At 61.7% G+C, this 17,971-nt stretch carries 14 protein-coding genes; 2 read left to right on the top strand and 12 right to left on the bottom strand.

The window, feature by feature from the left end:
- Window positions 1-34: 34 nt before the first annotated feature.
- The 9 genes from CAQU_RS08800 to CAQU_RS08840 form a co-directional block, all read right to left on the bottom strand.
- On the bottom strand, window positions 35-1,360 hold the full coding sequence (locus tag CAQU_RS08800) for a hemolysin family protein (RefSeq protein ID WP_075726992.1): 1,326 nt from the start codon (window positions 1,358-1,360) through the stop codon (window positions 35-37).
- A complete protein-coding gene (gene ybeY, locus CAQU_RS08805) occupies window positions 1,360-2,040 on the bottom strand; it encodes an rRNA maturation RNase YbeY (protein WP_084562962.1) in 681 nt (226 codons plus the stop codon). The genes CAQU_RS08800 and ybeY overlap by 1 nt, the downstream gene beginning before the upstream one ends.
- A 97-nt stretch (window positions 2,041-2,137) precedes the next feature.
- Entirely contained in the window at window positions 2,138-3,175 is a 1,038-nt protein-coding gene (locus CAQU_RS08810) for a PhoH family protein (RefSeq protein ID WP_245797240.1), read from the bottom strand.
- A 121-nt stretch (window positions 3,176-3,296) separates the two neighbouring features.
- A complete protein-coding gene (locus tag CAQU_RS08815) occupies window positions 3,297-4,043 on the bottom strand; it encodes a 16S rRNA (uracil(1498)-N(3))-methyltransferase (RefSeq protein ID WP_075726994.1) in 747 nt (248 codons plus the stop codon).
- 82 nt (window positions 4,044-4,125) lie between these two features.
- A complete protein-coding gene (dnaJ, locus tag CAQU_RS08820; RefSeq protein WP_075726996.1) occupies window positions 4,126-5,256 on the bottom strand; it encodes a molecular chaperone DnaJ in 1,131 nt (376 codons plus the stop codon).
- A 220-nt stretch (window positions 5,257-5,476) separates the two neighbouring features.
- On the bottom strand, window positions 5,477-6,499 hold the full coding sequence (gene hrcA / locus CAQU_RS08825; protein WP_075726998.1) for a heat-inducible transcriptional repressor HrcA: 1,023 nt from the start codon (window positions 6,497-6,499) through the stop codon (window positions 5,477-5,479).
- A gap of 122 nt (window positions 6,500-6,621) precedes the next feature.
- Window positions 6,622-7,812 carry a radical SAM family heme chaperone HemW gene (gene hemW, locus CAQU_RS08830; protein WP_075727002.1) on the bottom strand — a complete coding sequence of 397 codons (1,191 nt, stop codon included), beginning with the start codon at window positions 7,810-7,812 and terminating at the stop codon, window positions 6,622-6,624.
- An 83-nt stretch (window positions 7,813-7,895) separates the two neighbouring features.
- Window positions 7,896-8,591: a hypothetical protein gene (locus CAQU_RS08835; protein WP_075727004.1), complete on the bottom strand. Its 696-nt coding sequence runs from the start codon at window positions 8,589-8,591 to the stop codon at window positions 7,896-7,898.
- Between the two features lie 314 nt (window positions 8,592-8,905).
- A complete protein-coding gene (locus CAQU_RS08840) occupies window positions 8,906-10,678 on the bottom strand; it encodes an AMP-dependent synthetase/ligase (RefSeq protein ID WP_157109052.1) in 1,773 nt (590 codons plus the stop codon).
- A gap of 426 nt (window positions 10,679-11,104) precedes the next feature.
- On the opposite strand from CAQU_RS08840, the gene malQ reads away from it, so the two are divergent.
- Complete coding sequence (malQ, locus tag CAQU_RS08845; protein ID WP_075727006.1) at window positions 11,105-13,201, top strand: 4-alpha-glucanotransferase; 2,097 nt, start codon at window positions 11,105-11,107, stop codon at window positions 13,199-13,201.
- 159 nt (window positions 13,202-13,360) lie between these two features.
- Here the strand turns inward: malQ and CAQU_RS08850 are convergent, their stop codons facing one another.
- Window positions 13,361-14,392 (bottom strand): GIY-YIG nuclease family protein, encoded by a 1,032-nt coding sequence (locus CAQU_RS08850; RefSeq protein ID WP_075727008.1) that lies wholly within the window; start codon window positions 14,390-14,392, stop codon window positions 13,361-13,363.
- A 204-nt stretch (window positions 14,393-14,596) separates the two neighbouring features.
- Here CAQU_RS08850 and CAQU_RS08855 point away from each other — a divergent pair, with 204 nt between their 5' ends.
- A complete protein-coding gene (locus CAQU_RS08855; RefSeq protein ID WP_245797241.1) occupies window positions 14,597-14,920 on the top strand; it encodes a CoA-transferase in 324 nt (107 codons plus the stop codon).
- A 212-nt stretch (window positions 14,921-15,132) separates the two neighbouring features.
- On the opposite strand, the gene CAQU_RS08860 is transcribed toward CAQU_RS08855, so the two are convergent.
- Both CAQU_RS08860 and istA read right to left on the bottom strand, forming a co-directional pair.
- A complete protein-coding gene (locus CAQU_RS08860) occupies window positions 15,133-15,885 on the bottom strand; it encodes an ATP-binding protein (RefSeq protein ID WP_075727012.1) in 753 nt (250 codons plus the stop codon).
- Window positions 15,878-17,506 (bottom strand): IS21 family transposase, encoded by a 1,629-nt coding sequence (gene istA, locus CAQU_RS08865; protein WP_075727014.1) that lies wholly within the window; start codon window positions 17,504-17,506, stop codon window positions 15,878-15,880. The genes CAQU_RS08860 and istA overlap by 8 nt, the downstream gene beginning before the upstream one ends.
- Between the last annotated feature and the right edge of the window lie 465 nt (window positions 17,507-17,971).

Genomic DNA, 17,971 nt, shown 5'->3' on the forward strand with positions numbered 1-17,971 from the left:
CCCGCAGGCCAGTAGCGCTGCGAAGGCAGTCGAACTACTCCTCGTCGTCCTCAGGCAGCTGCTCTGGCACATCCACGATGACGCTGGCTACCCGCAGCCGGCCCCGCCGATCGCGCCCGCCCTCACTGGTGAAGGTGATGCCGCGGGCTGTGACTTGCGCCCCCGGTAGAGGCACCTTGCCCAATTGCACCGCCATGAGACCACCGACGGTATCGACCTGGTCGGTGATGTCCTCCGGGAACTCGACATCCACATCGAGATCCTCGGCGATCAATTCCTGGAGATCCTCCAGCGTCAGGCGGGAAACCACCCGATAGCGGCGCTCCTCAAGCTTCTCGATCGGCGCGGTTTCCGCCTGGTCATACTCGTCGGCGATTTCACCGACGATCTCCTCCAGGATGTCCTCAATTGAGATCAAACCCGCGATGCCGCCATACTCATCCACCAGCATGGCGATGTGGTTGCGGTTGAGCTGCATTTCCTGCAGCAGGTCATCAAGCGGTTTAGAGTCCGGCACAAAAATGGGGGTGCGCATGATGTCGTCGACGGTGCGACTGCGGCCACCATCGGTGTCGTAATAAGACTTTTGCACCAGGTCTTTGAGGTAGACCACGCCGAGAATATCGTCGACATTGTCGCCAACGACGGGGATGCGGGAGTGACCGCTGCGCACGCACAGGGCGGTAGCTTGTCCCGCGGTTTTGCCCGATTCGATCCAGATCATTTCGGGTCGGGGCACCATCACCGAGCGGGCCGTGGTGGTCGCCAGGTCGAACACGTTTTGGATCATGCGCCGCTCTTCGACCTCCACGATGCCGCGCTCCTGGGCGATATCGACCATTTCGCGCAGTTCGATTTCGGTGGCGAAGGGGCCTTCCTTAAAGCCGGGGCCTGGGGCCAGGAAATTACCGAAGCGGATCAACAACGTGGAAATCGGCCCCAGCACGTAGGCGAGGGTGGACAGCACCATCGCCGTTTTCAGCGACACGCTGTAGGGGTTTTGCTTGCCCACCGTGCGGGAGAACACGCCGACGACGACGTAGGTGACGAAGGTGAGCACCGCGATGGCCACCACCATGGCGGTGGTGGTCTTGCTCAGCAGCGAAAAGCACAGGGCGGTGGTAAATACTGCGGCGGCGGAATCCAAAAAGGTGCGCAGCAGCACCAGCAGGTTGATGTGCTCGGCGCGGCGGCCGAGCACCCGCAATAGCGCCGGGGCGCCGGGTTTTTCATCCTTGACGAACTCTTCGACGCGGGCGCGGGAAATACTGCGGACAGCGGTCTCGATGGTTCCCAGCCCACCGGAAGCAACCAGGGTGGCGACGGCACCGAGACCGAGGAGTATGTCCGTGGTGGACACTAGGACTGCTCCCCCTGTGCGTTATGGCTGCCGTGTTCGCCGGTGATAGCCGGATCCCCTAGCGCGGGAATCGTAAACCCGTCGTTGCTGTCTGCCGTCATGCTGGCCGGGTCGCCAAAGGTTTCGGCGACGTCCTTGTCGAGTTGGATGCGGTCGGCGGCGGAAGGAAACGCCCCCGGGTTGGAGGGTTTGGGTTCGAACTCAATACCGCGGGCGTCGAGAGAGTCGTACCAGTCGGCCAGGATCTCATTTTGGGTGGCGAACATGACCTGTTCGTCATGCGGAGTGAGGTGGTCATAGCCCAGCAGGTGCAGGCAACCGTGGACGGTCAAAAGGGCCAGTTCGTGGGCCAGGGAATGCCCGGCGGTGGTGGCTTGTTTTTCGTCAAACTCGGGGCACAGCACAATATCGCCGAGCATGCTCGGGCCGAAGGGATCCTGGTCGGGTCGGCCGCCACCGGGGGTGAGCTCATCCATGGGGAAACTCATCACGTCGGTCGGTCCGGGGATGCCGAACCAGCGCACGTGCAAGTCGGAGGCGGTGTCCATGTCGACGAGTTGGATGGTCGCCTCGGCGTCGGGGTGCACATCCATGCGGCTCAGGGCGAACGACAGCACGTCGATCAGGGCTTCCTCATTGACGTCGCCGTAGCCGGACTCGTTGAAGACTTCGATGCTCACGGGGATCTCTTCGCGTCGGGAACTGGTATTTGGTGGTGATAGTAGTGCGCGACCGGGGCAAAACCTAGGCGTGGCCTAGATGTGGCCTAGGTGTGTCCTAGGTGTGGTCTGCACGTTCGTGGTGGGCCATCTCGGCGCGGGCCTTTTTCGCGGCGGCGAGGGATTCTTGGGCGTCGTCCCAGGCGTCGTAGGCGTTGACGATGGCGCCAACCAGTTGGTGGCGGACCACGTCTTCGCTGGTTAATTCCTGGAAGCTGATGCCGCGCACCCCTTTAAGAATGTCGCGAACGACCCGCAGCCCGGATTTTTGGCCGCCGGGAAGATCCACCTGGGTGATGTCACCGGTGACGACCATCTTGGAGCCAAATCCCAGGCGGGTGAGGAACATTTTCATCTGCGCCGGGGTGGTGTTTTGTGCCTCATCAAGGATGACGAAGGCATCGTTGAGGGTGCGGCCACGCATGTATGCCAAGGGGGCGACTTCCACGATGCCGGCCTCCATGAGCTTCGGAATCATTTCCGGCTCCACCATGTCGCGCAGCGCGTCGTGGAGGGGGCGCAGGTAGGGGTCGATTTTTTCGTTCAGGGTGCCGGGCAGAAAGCCGAGTTTTTCGCCGGCTTCCACCGCTGGGCGGGTCAGGATGATGCGGTTGACGTCTTTGGCGTGCAGCGCCTGCACGGCTTTTGCCATGGCGAGGTAGGTTTTACCGGATCCTGCCGGACCCAGCCCGAAGACGATGGTGTTGTCGTCGATGGCGTCGACGTATTCTTTTTGGCCGCGCGTTTTGGGGCGAACGACTTTGCCTTTGCGGGAGATGATTTCCTGGGAGAGCATCCCGGCGACCGATTCGCGTTTGGTCTCGGTGACCATGTTCAGGGTGTGTTTGACGGTGTCGCGGGTGACGACGTGCCCGCGGCGGGCCATGGCTTGCAGTTCGTCGAGGGTGCGCTTGACGCGGGTGAGTTCGTATTCCTCGCCGATGAGGGTGAGCTCGTCGCCGCGGGCGAAGATTTCAACGCCGGTCAGGGTGGTGAGCACCTTGGTGTTGTCGTCGTTGATGCCGAGCACCGTTTGGGCGTGGTCGGGGTTGATCCGGTAGAGGTGGGTCACCGAGCGGGACGCTGGGCGGTCCACGGTGTCGGTGGTGGGGGTCTCTGGGGTGCGGTGCTTAGGAATCTTTATCTCCGGGTCAGCGAAAGGATAAAAGGTTTTAGGTGGGCTTGTCCGCGGGTGCGGGGCCTTGTGGGGTGCGATTTTACCACCGTGTGGTGGTGGCGCCGATGGCTGCCAGGGCTACTAGCCCCGCGGTTGCGGTGCGCAGCACTTCCGGGCCGAGCAGCACGGCTTGGCCGCCGTGGGCGGAAAATTGGGCGACTTCCGCCTCCGTCAGCCCGCCTTCGGGCCCGATGACTAATCCGACGCGTTGGGCGTGGGAAAGGTCGATGTCGCGGAAGGGTTTGGCGGCGTCTTCGTCGAGGACCAGCAGGGCGTCGAGTTGGCCGGCGGCGACGAGTGCTTCGTCGATGCTGGTGGCGAGCTCCGCGATGGGCGGGATCGTGGTGCGGCGGGATTGTTTCGCCGCGGCGTGGGCTGCGGCTTGCCATTTGGCGCGGCCCTTGGTGGCTTTGTTGCCGACCCATTTGGCAATGCAGCGTTCGGCGGCCCAGGGCACGATGGCGTCGACTCCGCCTTGGGTGGCCAGGTCGATGGTCAGCTCGGAGCGTTCTGATTTGGGCAGTGCTTGGATGAGGACGACTTCTGGGGTGGGTCGGGTTACGGGTTGGGCGCTGTCGATGGTGGCTTGGAGGGTGTCTTTGCCGGCGGTGGCGGTGATGGTGGCTTCGTAGACGACTGCGCAGTCGGTGATGAGTTGGAGTCTTTCGCCGACGGTGAGTCGTTTGACGGTGACGGCGTGGCGGCCTTCGGCCCCGGATAGGGTGATGGTCTCGCCTGGCTTGTAGTCGGGCCGGGCGTTGTCGAGGATGAAGGCGGGCAGGCTCATGGGTGGGGTTTTCTTAAGGGGTTGGGGTGTGGGGTGGGTGTGTCAAAGGCCCACAGGGTGTTGCTGTGGGCCTTGGGGGCGACTAGCGGCGCTTGCGGTTTTTGAAGCGCCCGAAGAAGCCGCGGTGTTCTTCGTCGTGGGTTTCTACGCTTGCTTGGTCGCCGCGGTGGTGGCGGACTTTTTCGAGCAGTTTGCGGGATTGTCCGTCGAGTTCGGTGGGCACGTCGACTTGGAAGTGGACGATCATGTCGCCGTGGCCTTCGCGGCGCAGGCGGGGCATGCCGGCGGCTTCCAGGTGTGCGGTGCCGCCGGGTTGTGCGCCGGCGGGGATGGTGACGGTGTGGGTTTTTTCGTCGAGTCCGGTGATGTCGATGCTGGAGCCGAGGGCGGCTTCGACCATGGGGACGCGGACGGTGACGTGGAGGTCGTCGTGGTCGCGGGTGAAGATGTGGTGGCCGGTGACGGTGACTTCGACGTAGAGGTCGCCGGCGGGGCCGCCGCCGGGGCCGACTTCGCCTTGTCCGGCCATGCGGATGCGCATGCCGGTGTCGATGCCGGCGGGGATGTTGACGGTGAGGTCGCGGCGGGCTTTTTTGCGGCCGTCGCCGTGGCAGGTGGTGCAGGGGTCGGTGATGATTTCGCCGGTGCCTTGGCATTGGTGGCAGGCGCGGGTGGTCATGACGTTGCCGAGGAAGCTGCGTTGGACTTCTTGGATTTCACCCATGCCGTTGCAGGTGCCGCAGGTCACGGGCTTGGCGCCGGTTTCGGAGCCGGATCCTTGGCAGGTGTCGCACAGTACGGCGGTGTCGACGGTGACGGTGTGTTGGGCGCCGCGGTAGGCCTCTTCCAGGGTGATGGAGGTGCGCAGGAGGGCGTCGCTGCCGGGTTGGACGCGGGAGCGTGGGCCGCGGGATCCGCCGCCGCCGAAGAAGGCGTCGAAGATGTCGCCGAAGCCGCCCCCGAAGCCGCCGGCGCCGCCGGGCATGCCACCGCCTTGTTCCATGGGGTCGCCGCCCATGTCGACGATGCGTCGCTTTTGGGGGTCGGTGAGGACTTCTTGGGCGATGGATATTTCGCGGAACATTTCGGCGGCTTCCTCGGTGTCGTTGACATCGGGGTGGTATTTGCGCGCCAGCTTGCGGTAGGCCTTCTTGATCTCGTTGTCGGTTGCGTCCTTGTCTAGACCCAAGATGCCGTAGTAATCGCGTGCCACGTTGTTTCGCTGCCTCCTGCTGCGTTTCCCCAGTCCTGCGTGGGCTGCGGGAGGGGTTGGTGAGAAGTTGTGTAAAACTGTTGCTGCAGTTTAGTTGATGGGGTTCTCGCGCTTGGCGCGCGGGGTGCCCCAAAGTTGATTGCACCCGACTCAACGCGCGTGGGGGTCGTGTTGTTCCCCGCCGGTGGTGCGCCCTGGTGGGGCTGGGGTTTTGGGGTGGTTATTCCCCGGCGAGCACGCGGCTGACGTAGGTGGCGACGGCGTGGACTTTGCTCATGGTGCCGACGTAGTCCATGGCGGTGGGCCCGACGACGGCCATGGCCCCGAGCGAGGTGTCTTCTTGGGCTGGGCCGTAGCCGGTGGCGATGACGGAGGCTTTTTTGAAGTGTTCGTCGGCGTTTTCTTGGCCGATGCTGACGTGTACTTGTCCGGGCGCGGTGGCGGCGGAGAGCAGTTTGAGTAGGACGACTTGTTCTTCGAGGGCTGCCAGTACTTGTTGGTCGATCTGGAGGGTGTTGGCGGCGCCGGCGACAATGAGTTTGTCGGCGGGGTTTTCGACCAGGGTGGCGCGGAGCACGGTGACGCAGCGGGCGACGCTGTCACGGTGGGCGTGGTCCCATCCGCTGGCGGCGTTGATGACGGCGTCGAGGTTGTGGGCGGCGTTGGGAAGGGTGCGGCCGACGAGGGCTTTGTTCAGTTCGTCGCGGATGCGGCTGACGGTGTGCGCGGTGACGTCGTGGCTGAGTTCGATGTTGCGTTGGTCGACGCGCCCGGTGTCGGTGATGACGACCAGCAGGAGGCGGTTGGGGGTGAGTTGGACGACTTCGACGTGCCGAACGTGGCTGGTGGCCAGGGTGGGCATTTGGACAACAGCGGCGGTGCCGGTGAGTCCGGACAGTAGTTGCACGCTGCGGCGCAGGACGTCTTCGAGGTCGACGCCGTCTTCGAGGAAGCGCAGGATGGCTTGTTTTTCGGCGGCGCTGAGTGGTTTGACGGTGTGGACTTGGTCGACGAAGGCGCGGTAGGCCTTGGTGGTGGGGATGCGCCCGGAGGAGGCGTGTTGTTGTTTGATGTAGCCGTCGGCTTCTAGGGCGGCCATGTCGTTGCGGATGGTGGCTGGGGACACGCCGAGTTGGTGGCGTTGGACCAGTGCTTTGGAGCCGACGGGTTGGTTGGTGGAGATGTAGTCGGCGACGATGGCGGTGAGTACGGCTTGTCGTCGTTGCTGTGTTGCGTTGGTCATGACGTTGGCACCCACCTTTCGACGCCGCGTTGCTGTTGGTTGTTGCTGTTTTTCGCGCCTGGTGTGTGGCGCGGTGTGGCTGTGAAAAGAGTGTAGTACAGCGTTTGCTGGTGGTGTGGGGGCTAGTCTTCGGCGGCGAGGATGTCGGTGATGATGCCGTCGGCCAGCAGTCGTCCTTTGTCGGTCAGGGCGAGTCGGGTGGTGCCGTGATCTTGGGTGCGGTGGATGAGTCCGCCGGAGATGTGGCGGTCGATGATGGGGGCTGCTTGGGGTTTGATGTGGTGTTCTTCGATGCCTTCGCGCAGTCGCAGGCGCAGCATGATGTCTTCGGTGTGGCGGGCGGCTGTGTCGAGGGTTTCGTGCTCTTGGATGGGCAGGTGTCCTTGGGTGAGCATGTCGGTGTAGCGGCCGGGGTGTTTGACGTTGTAGAAGCGGCGGCCATCAAGGTGGGAGTGGGCGCCGGGGCCGATGCCCCACCAGTTGCCGCCGCGCCAGTAGCCGAGGTTGTGGCGGCATTCGCCGCCGGGGTGTGCCCAGTTGGAGACTTCGTACCACTCCATTCCTGCGCCGCGTAGTGCGTGGTCGATGAGGGTGTAGCGGTGGGCGAGGATGTCTTCGTCGGGGGCGGGTAGTTGGCCTTTGGCGACTTTTCGGGCCATGGCGGTGCCGTCTTCGACGATGAGGGAGTAGGCGCTGACGTGGTCGACGGGGGTGTTCAAGATGGTGTCGAGGGTCAGCTCTAAGTCGGCGTCGTCTTCGCCGGGGGTGCCGTAGATGATGTCGAGGTTGATGTGGTTAAAGCCGGCGGTGTGTGCTTCTTGGGCGGCGGCTGCGGCGCGGCCGGGGGTGTGGCGGCGTTCGAGGACTTTGAGCACGTGTGCGGCGGCGGATTGCATGCCAAGGGAGATGCGGCTAAAGCCCGCGTCGAGCAGGTGTGAGAAGAATTCCGGGCTGGTGGATTCGGGGTTGGATTCGGTGGTGATTTCTGCGCCGGGGGCGAGTTCGAAGTGCTCGCGCACACTATCGATGAGGGTGCTAAGACCTTGGGCACCGATCATGGACGGGGTGCCGCCGCCGATGAAGATGGTGTCGACTGTCGGCAGGTGGCCGAGCACACGGGTGGTTTCTTGGGCGGCGAGGGCGATTTCTCTGCGAGCTGCTGTGAGGTAGCTGTCGGGCCCGAGCCTGGAGCCGAGTTCGCCGGGGGTGTAGGTGTTGAAGTCGCAGTACCCGCACCGGGAGGCACAAAATGGCACGTGGAGGTACAGGCCGAAGGGAGTGTGGGTCTGCGGGTGCTGGTGTGTGGGGCTCATGGTGTTGTCATGGTGTCACAGGTGCCCGCGTGGCTGCTAATGGTGTGCGTAGGTGGGGCGCGGTGGTGGGGCGTGGTGGTGGGTTAGTCGCGGTGGTGGGCGGCGAGTTTGGCTTTGACGCGGGCGACGACTTGGTCGGTTTGGGCGCGTTCGAACAAGAAGCGCGGGGGGTTGCTGCCGCGTTTGGCGCGCGCGTAGGAGCGGTCGCGGGCGGCGACGGAGTGGAGCCAGGCGTTGGTGGCGTCGACGACTAGGCGTTGGGTTTTGCTCAGGCACAGGGGCAGGTTTTCGCTGTCGGTGTCGACGGCGACGGCCCCGGCGGTGGCGATGACCCATTCGGCGATGTGGTCGAGGAAGTCTAGGACTTTGTCGGTGCGCGCATCCAGGGCGTCTTGCAGGATTTCGACGGCGACGGTGCGCCCGAGGGGAAACTCGTTGACGAGGCTGACGGCGGTGACTGGCGGTGGGGGTGCGGGGATGGCTTCGGGGGCTTGGGGGCCAACAGACAGGGCCCCGGAGTGCAGCCCGCTGGTCAGTGCTTTGCGCACCCCGAATAGTTCCGCAATAACGGTGCGGGCGTCCGTGCGGGCTTCCTCGACGATGTCTTCGAATTCTTCGAGGCAGTCTTCGACGAGTTCGACATCCCAGTCGCCGGCTGCTTGGGCGAGGTGTTCGATGTATTCGGCGACTTCGTCGCCGATGTCGTAGACGGCTTGGGTCAGTTCGCGGTGGCGGGCTTTCGCCCCGGTGAGGTGCAGGCTGGCGTGAGGATGACTCATGGGCCTGCTCCTTTGCGGGGTGTGGGAAAACGACATGCTCATCGCGTGGCACCTCAATACACCACCCAAGCAACCCCTGCGACCGGCGCATTCGCGGTGGATGCGGCGGTGGGCTATCGGCGGGGTGGCCGGTGGTGTCTGTGCCAGACGCTTGCAAAGCTTAAAGCACTACTCCAACGTGGTGCGCGTGCCCCGCCGAGCGGCGAAGCAATTGCTTCGCCACGCACTGCCCCGCCCACACAAGGCGAACACCCCGCCGCCTGGCCGGCATAAGCCGGTGAGGCGTCGGGGTGTGGAAAACACCACGCGGGTGGTTACTTGCGCTTGTACAGGAAGCGGATTTCCTCGGCAAAGCGGGCCACCACGACGTTGCGTTTGATCTTCATCGTCGGGGTCAGCTCGTTTTCTTCTTCCTTCAAATCGCGGTCGAGAATGTAGAACTTCTTGATCGCCTCCGCATGCGACACAGTCGAGTTCGCGTCGTTGATCGCGTCCTGGATCTCCGCGCGCAACACCGGATCGACCGCCAAATCGGACACTGTTTTGTTCTCCGGGATGCCGCGGCCGGACTTCCAGCGCTCAAACGCCTCCTCATCCAGGGCAATCAACACGCCCACAAACGGCTTACCGTCGCCGACCACCAGCGCCTGAGAGATCAACGGGTGGGAGCGCAAACGGTCTTCCAGCGGGCCGGGGGACACATTCTTGCCGCCGGCGGTGACGATGAGGTCCTTCTTGCGGCCGGTGATCACCAGGTGACCCGACTCGCGGATCTCCCCCAAATCACCAGTGTTGAACCAGCCCTCATCATCGAAGGACTCCGCGGTGGCCTCCTCGTTGTTCCAATAACCCTCGAAAACAATGTCGCCCTTGAGGAGGATCTCCCCTTCCTCGTTGATGCGGGCGGCCACCCCACCCACCGGGCGGCCGACCGTGCCGATGATGTTGTCATCAAAATTCACCGCGGCCGCCGCGGTGGTCTCCGTCAGGCCATAGCCCTCATACACCGTCACCCCCAGGCCCCGGAAGAAGTGCAACAAATCCTGGCTCATCGCCGAACCACCAGAAATGCAGTACTGCACCTGGCCGCCCATCGCCGCCCGGATCTTGGAATAAATCAGCTTCTCAAAAGTGGAGTGCTTCAGCTTCAACGCGCGGCTGGGACCCTCCGGGGTGTCCAAGGCGCGGGAATACTCGCGCGCCACCTTCTCCGCCGCATCAAACATCGCACCCGCAACACCGGACTTTTCGTGCGCATTCGCAGCCGCCCCATTGCGGACCTTCTCAAACACGCGCGGCACACCCAGAATCAAATCCGGCTTCGCGCGCTGGAACTCCACCACCAGGGAGGAAAAATCCGACCAGTGCGACTGGGTCGCACCACCAATACACACCGCCAGCGACACCGCATGGCTAAACACGTGCGCCAACGGCAAAAACGTCAACACCCGGGTACCCGGAATCGCAATCGCACCAATCGGGTGGGTCAACAGGGCACGAACCTCAGCCACCCAATTGTGGTGAGTCAAACGACACCCCTTCGGCCGGCCCGTGGTGCCGGAGGTGTAAATCAAGGTGGCCAAATCCTTGGAAGACGTCGCAGCGATACGCTCCTGCACCTCACTGGTCGGCACCTCCCGGCCCTCAAACTTCAAGGTCGGAATCGCGGAAGCATTGATCTCCAGGATGCGGCGCAGCTGCGACGGGGAACCCGACAACGCCGGTTTGCCATCGGCACCAATTTCCAGGTGCTTCATCAAATCCGTGTGATCGCGGGTCTCCGTCACGGCGAACACCGCCCCGGAATCCTCAATGATCCACTGCACCTGCGACAGCGAGGAGGAGCCATAGATCGGCACCACCACAGCACCAGCAGCCCAAATCGCGAAATCCAAAAGCGTCCACTCATAACGAGTCTCCGACAGCAAAGCCACCCGATCGCCCTGCTGCACCCCGTTAGCAATCAGACCCTTAGCGACCTCAAAGACCTCATCCACGAACTCCTTAGCGGTGACATTGACCCACTCAAAGTTCGCAGGCCGGGTAAACATCACGCCATAGGGACGCGCCTGCGCCAGCGCCAGCATGGCGGTCAGACAGGTTTCCTTTTCACCCACCTCATAGGCGGCAGGGGTGGCATATTCCTGAATAGTTTCCGACACGAGGTTTTTACCTATTCCTTATCTTGCTCACACCCCCACCACGCAACACGCGCACACCACACACGCCAAAGCGCGCCGGCACCGGGGGCGAAAACCCTTTTGCAGGTTTATCTTTTCCTCATACACCCTAGCGCCCCCACCCACACGCGCGCCCACACCCCACACCTCTACCCCACACGCGCACCCCGCACACCTACCCCACCCATCTCCCCCACGCATCTACCTGAAGCACCCCACACACCCAACCCACACACCGCAGCCAAGCACACCAACACCACAACCCCATAGGTGGGCAAAAATGGGGGTAAAAAAATCGCACTTCACCGACCCCACGTGGCACACTATTGACTCGTGAGCCACAACAGTCAGCTACATGCCCTCGCCGACGCATACGGCGTCGCCACCTCCTACACCTCCGCCACCGGCGAACACATGGAGGTCTCCGACGACACGATCCGCTACGCGCTCGCCGCACTCGGCATCAACGTCGACGACAACGAGGAAGCGGCCGCCCAGGCCATCAAGGCAAAACACGACGCTGACTTCTCCCGACCACTGCCGCCCTGCGTGGTCGCCACCCACGGCTACCCCTACGTCGTCCACATCCACGTCCACGACGGCGAACCCGCCGAACTTCTCATCGCGCTAGAAGAAGGCGGCGAAGTCACCCCCACCCAGGTCGACAACTGGACACCGCCGCGCACCATCGCCGGCATCACCTGGGGCGAGGCCTCCTTCGAACTGCCCGCCGACCTGCCCATGGGCTGGCACCGCCTCTACCTGCACTCCACCGGCATCGACGAAGTGTGCGACCTCATCGTCACCCCCCGGGCACTGGACAAACCCACCAAGAAACGCACCGGAGTCATGGCGCAGCTGTACTCCACCCGCTCGCAGACCTCCTGGGGCATGGGCGACTTCCACGATCTGGCCACCCTCGGCACCATCTTCGGCCAGCACAAGCAGGACTTCATCCTGATCAACCCCCTGCACGCCGCCGAACCCTTCCCCCCGTGCGAAGACTCCCCCTACCTGCCCACCACCCGGCGCTTCATCAACCCCATCTATCTGCACATCGAAGACATCCCCGAGCTCACCCAGCTCGAGAAGAACCTGCAGGAAGACGTCAAGGAACTCGCCCAAGAATTCACCGCCCTCAACCACTCGGCCGACTACATCGAACGCGACCCCATCTACGAGGCAAAACTCCAAGTCCTGCGCGAACTGCACACCCTGCCGCGCACCGACGCCCGCGAGGCCGCCTACCAGGCATACCTGGTCGCCGAAGGTGAAGGCCTGCAAGAATTCGCCACCTGGTGCGCCCAACGCGACCTCGAACACCACGCCTCCTCCCACTCCCAAGACCCGGAGATGGAAGAACTCGTCGACTTCTACTGCTGGCTGCAATTCCTCTGCGACGAACAACTCCAAGCCGCCCAAAAAGCCGCCACCGATGCCGGCATGGACATCGGCATCATGGCCGACCTGGCCGTCGGCGTCCACCCCGGCGGCGCCGACGCGTTCACCATGGCCGAATACCTCGCCCCCGACGCCTCCGTCGGCGCCCCACCAGACGGCTACAACCAGCACGGCCAAGACTGGTCCCAGCCCCCATGGCACCCCATCAAACTCGCCGAAGCCGGCTACCGCCCCTGGCGCGACCTGCTGCGCACCGTCTTGCGCCACTCCGGCGGCATCCGCGTCGACCACGTGCTCGGCCTGTTCCGCCTGTGGTGGATCCCCCGCGGCGGTAAACCCACCGACGGCACCTACGTGCGCTACAACCACGACGCCATGGTCGGCATCCTCTGCCTGGAAGCCCACCGCGCCGGCGCCGTCGTCATCGGCGAAGACCTCGGCACCTTCGAACCCTGGATCCAGGACTACCTCGCCGACCGCGGCCTGATGGGCACCTCCATCATCTGGTTCGAAGGCGACCCCGAAATCCGCGGCCCCCGCCGCCAGGAAAAATACCGCGAACTGGCACTGACCTCCGTAACCACCCACGACCTGCCGCCCACCGCCGGCTATCTCGACGGCGAACACATCCGCCTGCGCGACCGGCTAGGCCTATTCACCACCAAAGTCGAAGACGAAGACGAAGTCGACCTGGTGTGGCAAAACGAAGTCCTCGACCGGGTACGCGAAGCCGGCTACTTCGGGGAGCACGAATCCTTCATCGGCAAGCCCCGCGACCAGCGTGGCAGCATCCACGAACTACTCACCGCGCTGCACCGCTTCATGGCGGGCACCAGCAGCCTGCTGGCCTGCACCGCACTGGTAGACCTCGTCGGTGATACCCGCGCCCAAAACCAGCCCGGCACCACCAAGGACCTCTACCCCAACTGGTGCGTGCCCCTGGCTGACGCCAACCAGTCCCCCATCCTCATTGAGGACATCACCTCCCTGCCGCTCGCGCAGGCGCTGCTCAAGGCGAGCCAGCGCTAATAGGTTCTGCCCCAGGACGATTTCCAGACCGGAAGATAGTTTTCGGAAAAGCTGGTTTCCACTAGTGAAGGGAACCAGCTTTTGCCATGTTTCGAAACAAAGCTTCCCTGTTCATACCGCCTTGAGAAGTCAACAGCGCAAGCTTTTTCGCATGGGTGCTTAATCTCGATCGAGGTATCCCTTTTCCATAGCCCTCTTAAAAGCTCTCGAAGCAAGTGGCTCACTGTGGTAGCGAGCGAAGAAACTGCGGGTGCTACTCCTCATTAGTTGCATGATGAGACTCCGGACGCCATAAGCAATTCCAGGAAGCTCTTCAAAGACGTCCTCCAAGATTCCTGCAGGTAGATAAACCTGCTCAACCTGATGGCCCCCGTAGTCCACCAATCCTCCGAACTGCAACGGTAAACGAATCTCAAGCCCTTCCAGAAGATCCATAGTTCCTTGCGCCATATTCAAGACACACAGCTGCTGAGTCTCAACATTTCCGTCTTCCGCTTCAAGTTCGACGACCCAACCACGCGGGGCGAAATACACCTCTAGGTGCCCCACATTGAGAGTGCACATGCGACCCCCAGCTGTGGACGGCAGATCAGTAAGGGTCCAGCGCATTTTCTCTTGCGTGACAGGCCTCGGAATAAAGAAGGCGACAAACAATGCGAGGTCGTCTAAGACCTTCGCCGCAAAATCCTTTTCTGCCCCGCTGAGCTTCAACATTTGTGGAAGACGCGTGCGCTTCGATGCTCGAGCCAGCGAGAGTTCTTTTTCGGTCCAGTCATTTCCAAGCTGAACATTTAGGTCACCTGCAGCCCAATGATCGAGGTCTTCCAAGCTAAGCACCTCATCCAATGCACATGGTTGGCGATGCGCGGGGTTGCCCACTCGATTGCGAAGAATGAATCCTTCATCCAAGAGTTTCTTGATATAGAACGTCTCAGCCTTACGCAGGGCCAGGCCATCAACATTCGGCATCGCCGCAAACGACAGCTTCACTGCATCGGCCCAAGGAGCGTGCTGCCCGCTTCTCTTAACGTGAGTAGCGAAGCGAGTGAGTATGTTTCGAGTCTGCCCAACATAGATCTCACCGTTTGCAAACTCAATAATGTAAATCCCCTGTCGACACGGCAAATCAGCTAACAAGGCGGGTACTGGATCGGCAGGGGCGACTTCCCACCGTACAAACTGGAGTTCCACCCCAGAAATTCTATTCCCCACCGCAATAAGCAGGATTGCCTCGCCCAGTGCCCTGTATGAAGGCCTGAATCATACAGACCGGCTCATTTTTGTTCAGACGCACAAAATTACGTCTGCAAATTTGTCATCAGGTTGATTGATTGCTCAAAAGTACAAATGTAACGTAGGTTACATGACCTCAGTCACATAATGAGGAGGATATTTTTGAGCACTCTCATCTCCCCAGCAGGGAAATACAACGACACGGAGACCGCAAACGCTCTCCGCAAAACACTTCGCGACGGAATGACAATTGCCATCGGAGGTTTTGGAACCTGCGGGGTCCCCCAAGATCTGGTCGAAATCGTCAAGGATTCCGGAGTCAAAGACCTCACAATCGTTTCTAACAACCTCGCGATCGACGGGCACAGCACAGCCGGATTACTGGAGAGCCATCAAATTTCCAAGATTCAAGCGAGCTATATCGGTGAAAACAAGCTCTTCATGGATCAGTATCTCAATGGCGACAGCGGGTGGTGCAGACTATAGCGACCTGCCAGTGTTCATGTAGGACACCCGCATGAATGACGCTGAAGACTGTTTCAGCTTATTGACCTGGGTCAGGTAAACGACGGTGCAGAGGCGCATGCCGGAGTAACGCGATTCGCACTATCTGGTAACACCGCATACGGACATGCATCACCCCCGCACCCGGTGAACTTTCACCGGTGGATGCGGGGGTGATGCATGGGGGTGGTGGGTTATTGCCTGCGTCGGTCCGTGCCGTTGATCGCGACAACGATCGGGGGCTTAAGCAACCTGCTGAGGATTGCTTCAGAAAAACCCGGGTTGTCGAACGCGCGGTACCAGTCCTGTGGCTGCAGTTGGCTGGCCAGCACGGTGGCGGAGCTTTCACGACGGTCGAGCACGTCAGCGATCGCGCGGGTGTGGGCATCGGCGTAGCTGCCCAACGCGAAGTCATCGATGATGAGGACATCAACGGTGCTGAGGTCGTCGATGAGCTGGTAGTAGGCGCCGGTGTCGTCGGTGACTTCTTCGATCGCCCTGATCAGCCCGTGGTGGGTGTAGTAGCGCACGTCGTAGCCGTTTTCGCAGGCAGCCAGGCCGAGAGCTTTGACGATGTAGGTTTTGCCCACACCGCAGGGGGCTTGGACAATGACGTTGGTGCCGTGGCGGACCCAGTCCAGTTGTGCCAGCCCATCGATGGTGGCTTTGTCCAGGTCACGATTCGAGTCGTAGTGAATGTTTTCCACGCATGCGGTCGAGGTGTCCAGGTGTGCGGCTTTGCGGCGTTTTGCCAGCCGGACGTTGTCGCGGTGGTGTTTGAGACTGTGCAGGCCGTAGCGGATGATTTGGGATCCGGTCAGACCTGCGGTGGCTGGGTCTTCCAGAAGGGTGCGGATCGCTTCGCCCATGGCGGTGATGCGGAACTGTTTAAACAGCTCGTAGTCGTCATCGCTCATGGCCGGGAACGCGGTGTTCGGGCTAGTCATCGTGGTTGTCCTTGGCTTGGTCGGCGGCGGGGTTGGTGTTTGCCGTCGGCTGTGTGGTGGGCAGTGTGAAGGCGTCGGCACCGCGCAGGCCATGGTGGAGGGTGCCGTGGCGGTTGGCTTTGCCAGCCTGGGGGCGTGGGCGCGCAGCCGGTGGTGGGGTGGTGCGTCGCATAAGTGCGTCGATGCGGGTAAACGACGCTGGGGTGTTGGTGGCGATGAGGTCTGCGCAGACGTCTTCAAGCCTGTGCAGCTTTTTGTTGCGGCCAAGCTTTAGGATGTTGTCGCAGGCGTGATACGCCTGTGCTTCGTGGTCGACACCATTGAGAAGTTGTGTGATCACAGCTTCGGTGTGGGGCCCGAAACGTCGTGCACGTCCGATAAGGCTTTTCCTAGACCAGTGGGAGCGAGTCTGTTGGTGAGCATCCGGCATGTGTGCGATGTCGGTGGTGAAGCTGCCTTGCCGGCCGGTGCAACGGCTGTGCCGGGCAACTTCACTGCCTTCGCAGTAGATGGTGATGGTGGTGTCGGTGGCTTGGATTTTCACCGTTTTGCCCACCAGTGCGTAGGGCACCGAGTAGTTCTGCTTGTCGTAGCGGATGTGATAGTTGTGTCCGACGATGGCTTTCGCCCAGGTGCAGTTGGTCCAGGCGATATCGGGTAGCCGGCCAAGGCTTTCGCGTTCGAAGTCGTCGAATAGTTCAGCCCTGCTGATGTTGTTGGTCATGGGCGTGGTGTTAAGGTCGTCGACTAGAATCCGCAGCCGGGTGTTGAGGTCGTCGAGGGTGGTAAACCACTGTTGTTGCAGGACGGCGATGATGCGTGTGGTGACGATTTTGACGGCGTTTTCCACGTGCCCTTTGTCGGTGGGGCGATGCGGCCTGGCGGGGGTAATGCCGAAGCCGTAGTGGGCGGCGAACGCTTGGTAGTTGGGGTTGATCACCCGTAGGCGTTTGTCCGCGGCCCACATCAAGGTGGCGGTGCTGGTGTTGTCTGGGGTGACGGTGGCAGGTACCCCGCCGATGTATTCCAGTGCTTGCCGGTGGCAGTCTAGCCAGGCGGGCAGTTTTTCGTCTTTCGTGGCGGTGGCGAAGATCAGGCCGGAGTGTGGGAGGCTGGCGACGAAGATGCTGGCTTTTGCAGGATCGTCGAGGTGTCCGTAGAGGATTTTCGTGCCGGCCCAGTCGACTTGGAGTTCAAACCCTGGTGCGTGGGTGAGGGTTTGGGTCAGTTTGTTGACGTCGACGAATGCGGTGACTTTGCGGCAGAACTGCGCGTAGCTATATGCCTTGCATCCTGCTTTTTCGGCTTGGTGGAGGTAGGTTTCCCACTCGTAGCGCAGGGTGAAGGTTTTGTCGTGCTTGGCCGCTTTGCGGTGGATGGCTTCGACGTCTGGGGGCAGGTAGCTGTCGTTGGTGCGGGTGCGGCGTTTGTCTGGCAGCAGCGCTGTGATTTCGGCGTCGCTGAGGGCGGCAATCTTGTCGGCGGTCAGGTTGTGATCGTCGATGAGTTGCTTGCAGTTTTGGATGGTGCGCGGCGAGCACTGGAATGCTTGTTGCATTTGCCTGTGGCTCATTGAGCCGTCGTAGACGGCGGTCAGTAGCCGCTTGATGTTGGATGCCATGATGAGCGTCCTTTGCGGTGTGCAAACGTGTCACCGGTGGCACAAGCCGCGCCACCGGCCGCTTGTCATTCAACCGGGTGCCGGACGTTTTGGCAGGGGGCTTGGCCTTTGATTCGGGCGTGATCCCACATCGCGGTGGATGCATTACCCCCGTTGTTGAGCGTTACCAGATAGTGCGAATCGCGTTATCCGATGATGCGATTTTGCAGACGGCATCATGTCGACGGACTGGGATTTAAATATTTCTCGGCCAGCACCCGGAGTGTCTGCTTATCGAGTTCGGTAACGATCTGCTCGGGTGTGCTTGTTGAATTTCTTGATGGCCCTTGATTGTTCCTTTTCTGTCCTGTCAGGAGGTATCAGGTGGCACTCAGGTTAACTGGACCGAAAATTCCGGGGCGCACCAATTAACATATGGGCACCCGTAGAACATTTGAAGGGTATTGTCTGGCCAGCAGTTTCCCA

This window comes from Corynebacterium aquilae DSM 44791, from assembly GCF_001941445.1.
GTDB lineage: Bacteria > Actinomycetota > Actinomycetes > Mycobacteriales > Mycobacteriaceae > Corynebacterium > Corynebacterium aquilae.

What these genes read in the sequence shown, in the direction of transcription:
- CAQU_RS08815 (WP_075726994.1), bottom strand. Translation starts at nt 4,043, where the DNA reads ATGAGCCTGCCCGCCTTCATCCTCGACAACGCCCGGCCCGACTACAAG.
- hrcA (WP_075726998.1), bottom strand. Translation starts at nt 6,499, where the DNA reads ATGACCAACGCAACACAGCAACGACGACAAGCCGTACTCACCGCCATC.
- hemW (WP_075727002.1), bottom strand. Translation starts at nt 7,812, where the DNA reads ATGAGCCCCACACACCAGCACCCGCAGACCCACACTCCCTTCGGCCTG.
- CAQU_RS08835 (WP_075727004.1), bottom strand. Translation starts at nt 8,591, where the DNA reads ATGAGTCATCCTCACGCCAGCCTGCACCTCACCGGGGCGAAAGCCCGC.
- CAQU_RS08840 (WP_157109052.1), bottom strand. Translation starts at nt 10,678, where the DNA reads ATGCTGGCGCTGGCGCAGGCGCGTCCCTATGGCGTGATGTTTACCCGG.
- CAQU_RS08860 (WP_075727012.1), bottom strand. Translation starts at nt 15,885, where the DNA reads ATGACTAGCCCGAACACCGCGTTCCCGGCCATGAGCGATGACGACTAC.
- istA (WP_075727014.1), bottom strand. Translation starts at nt 17,506, where the DNA reads ATGGCATCCAACATCAAGCGGCTACTGACCGCCGTCTACGACGGCTCA.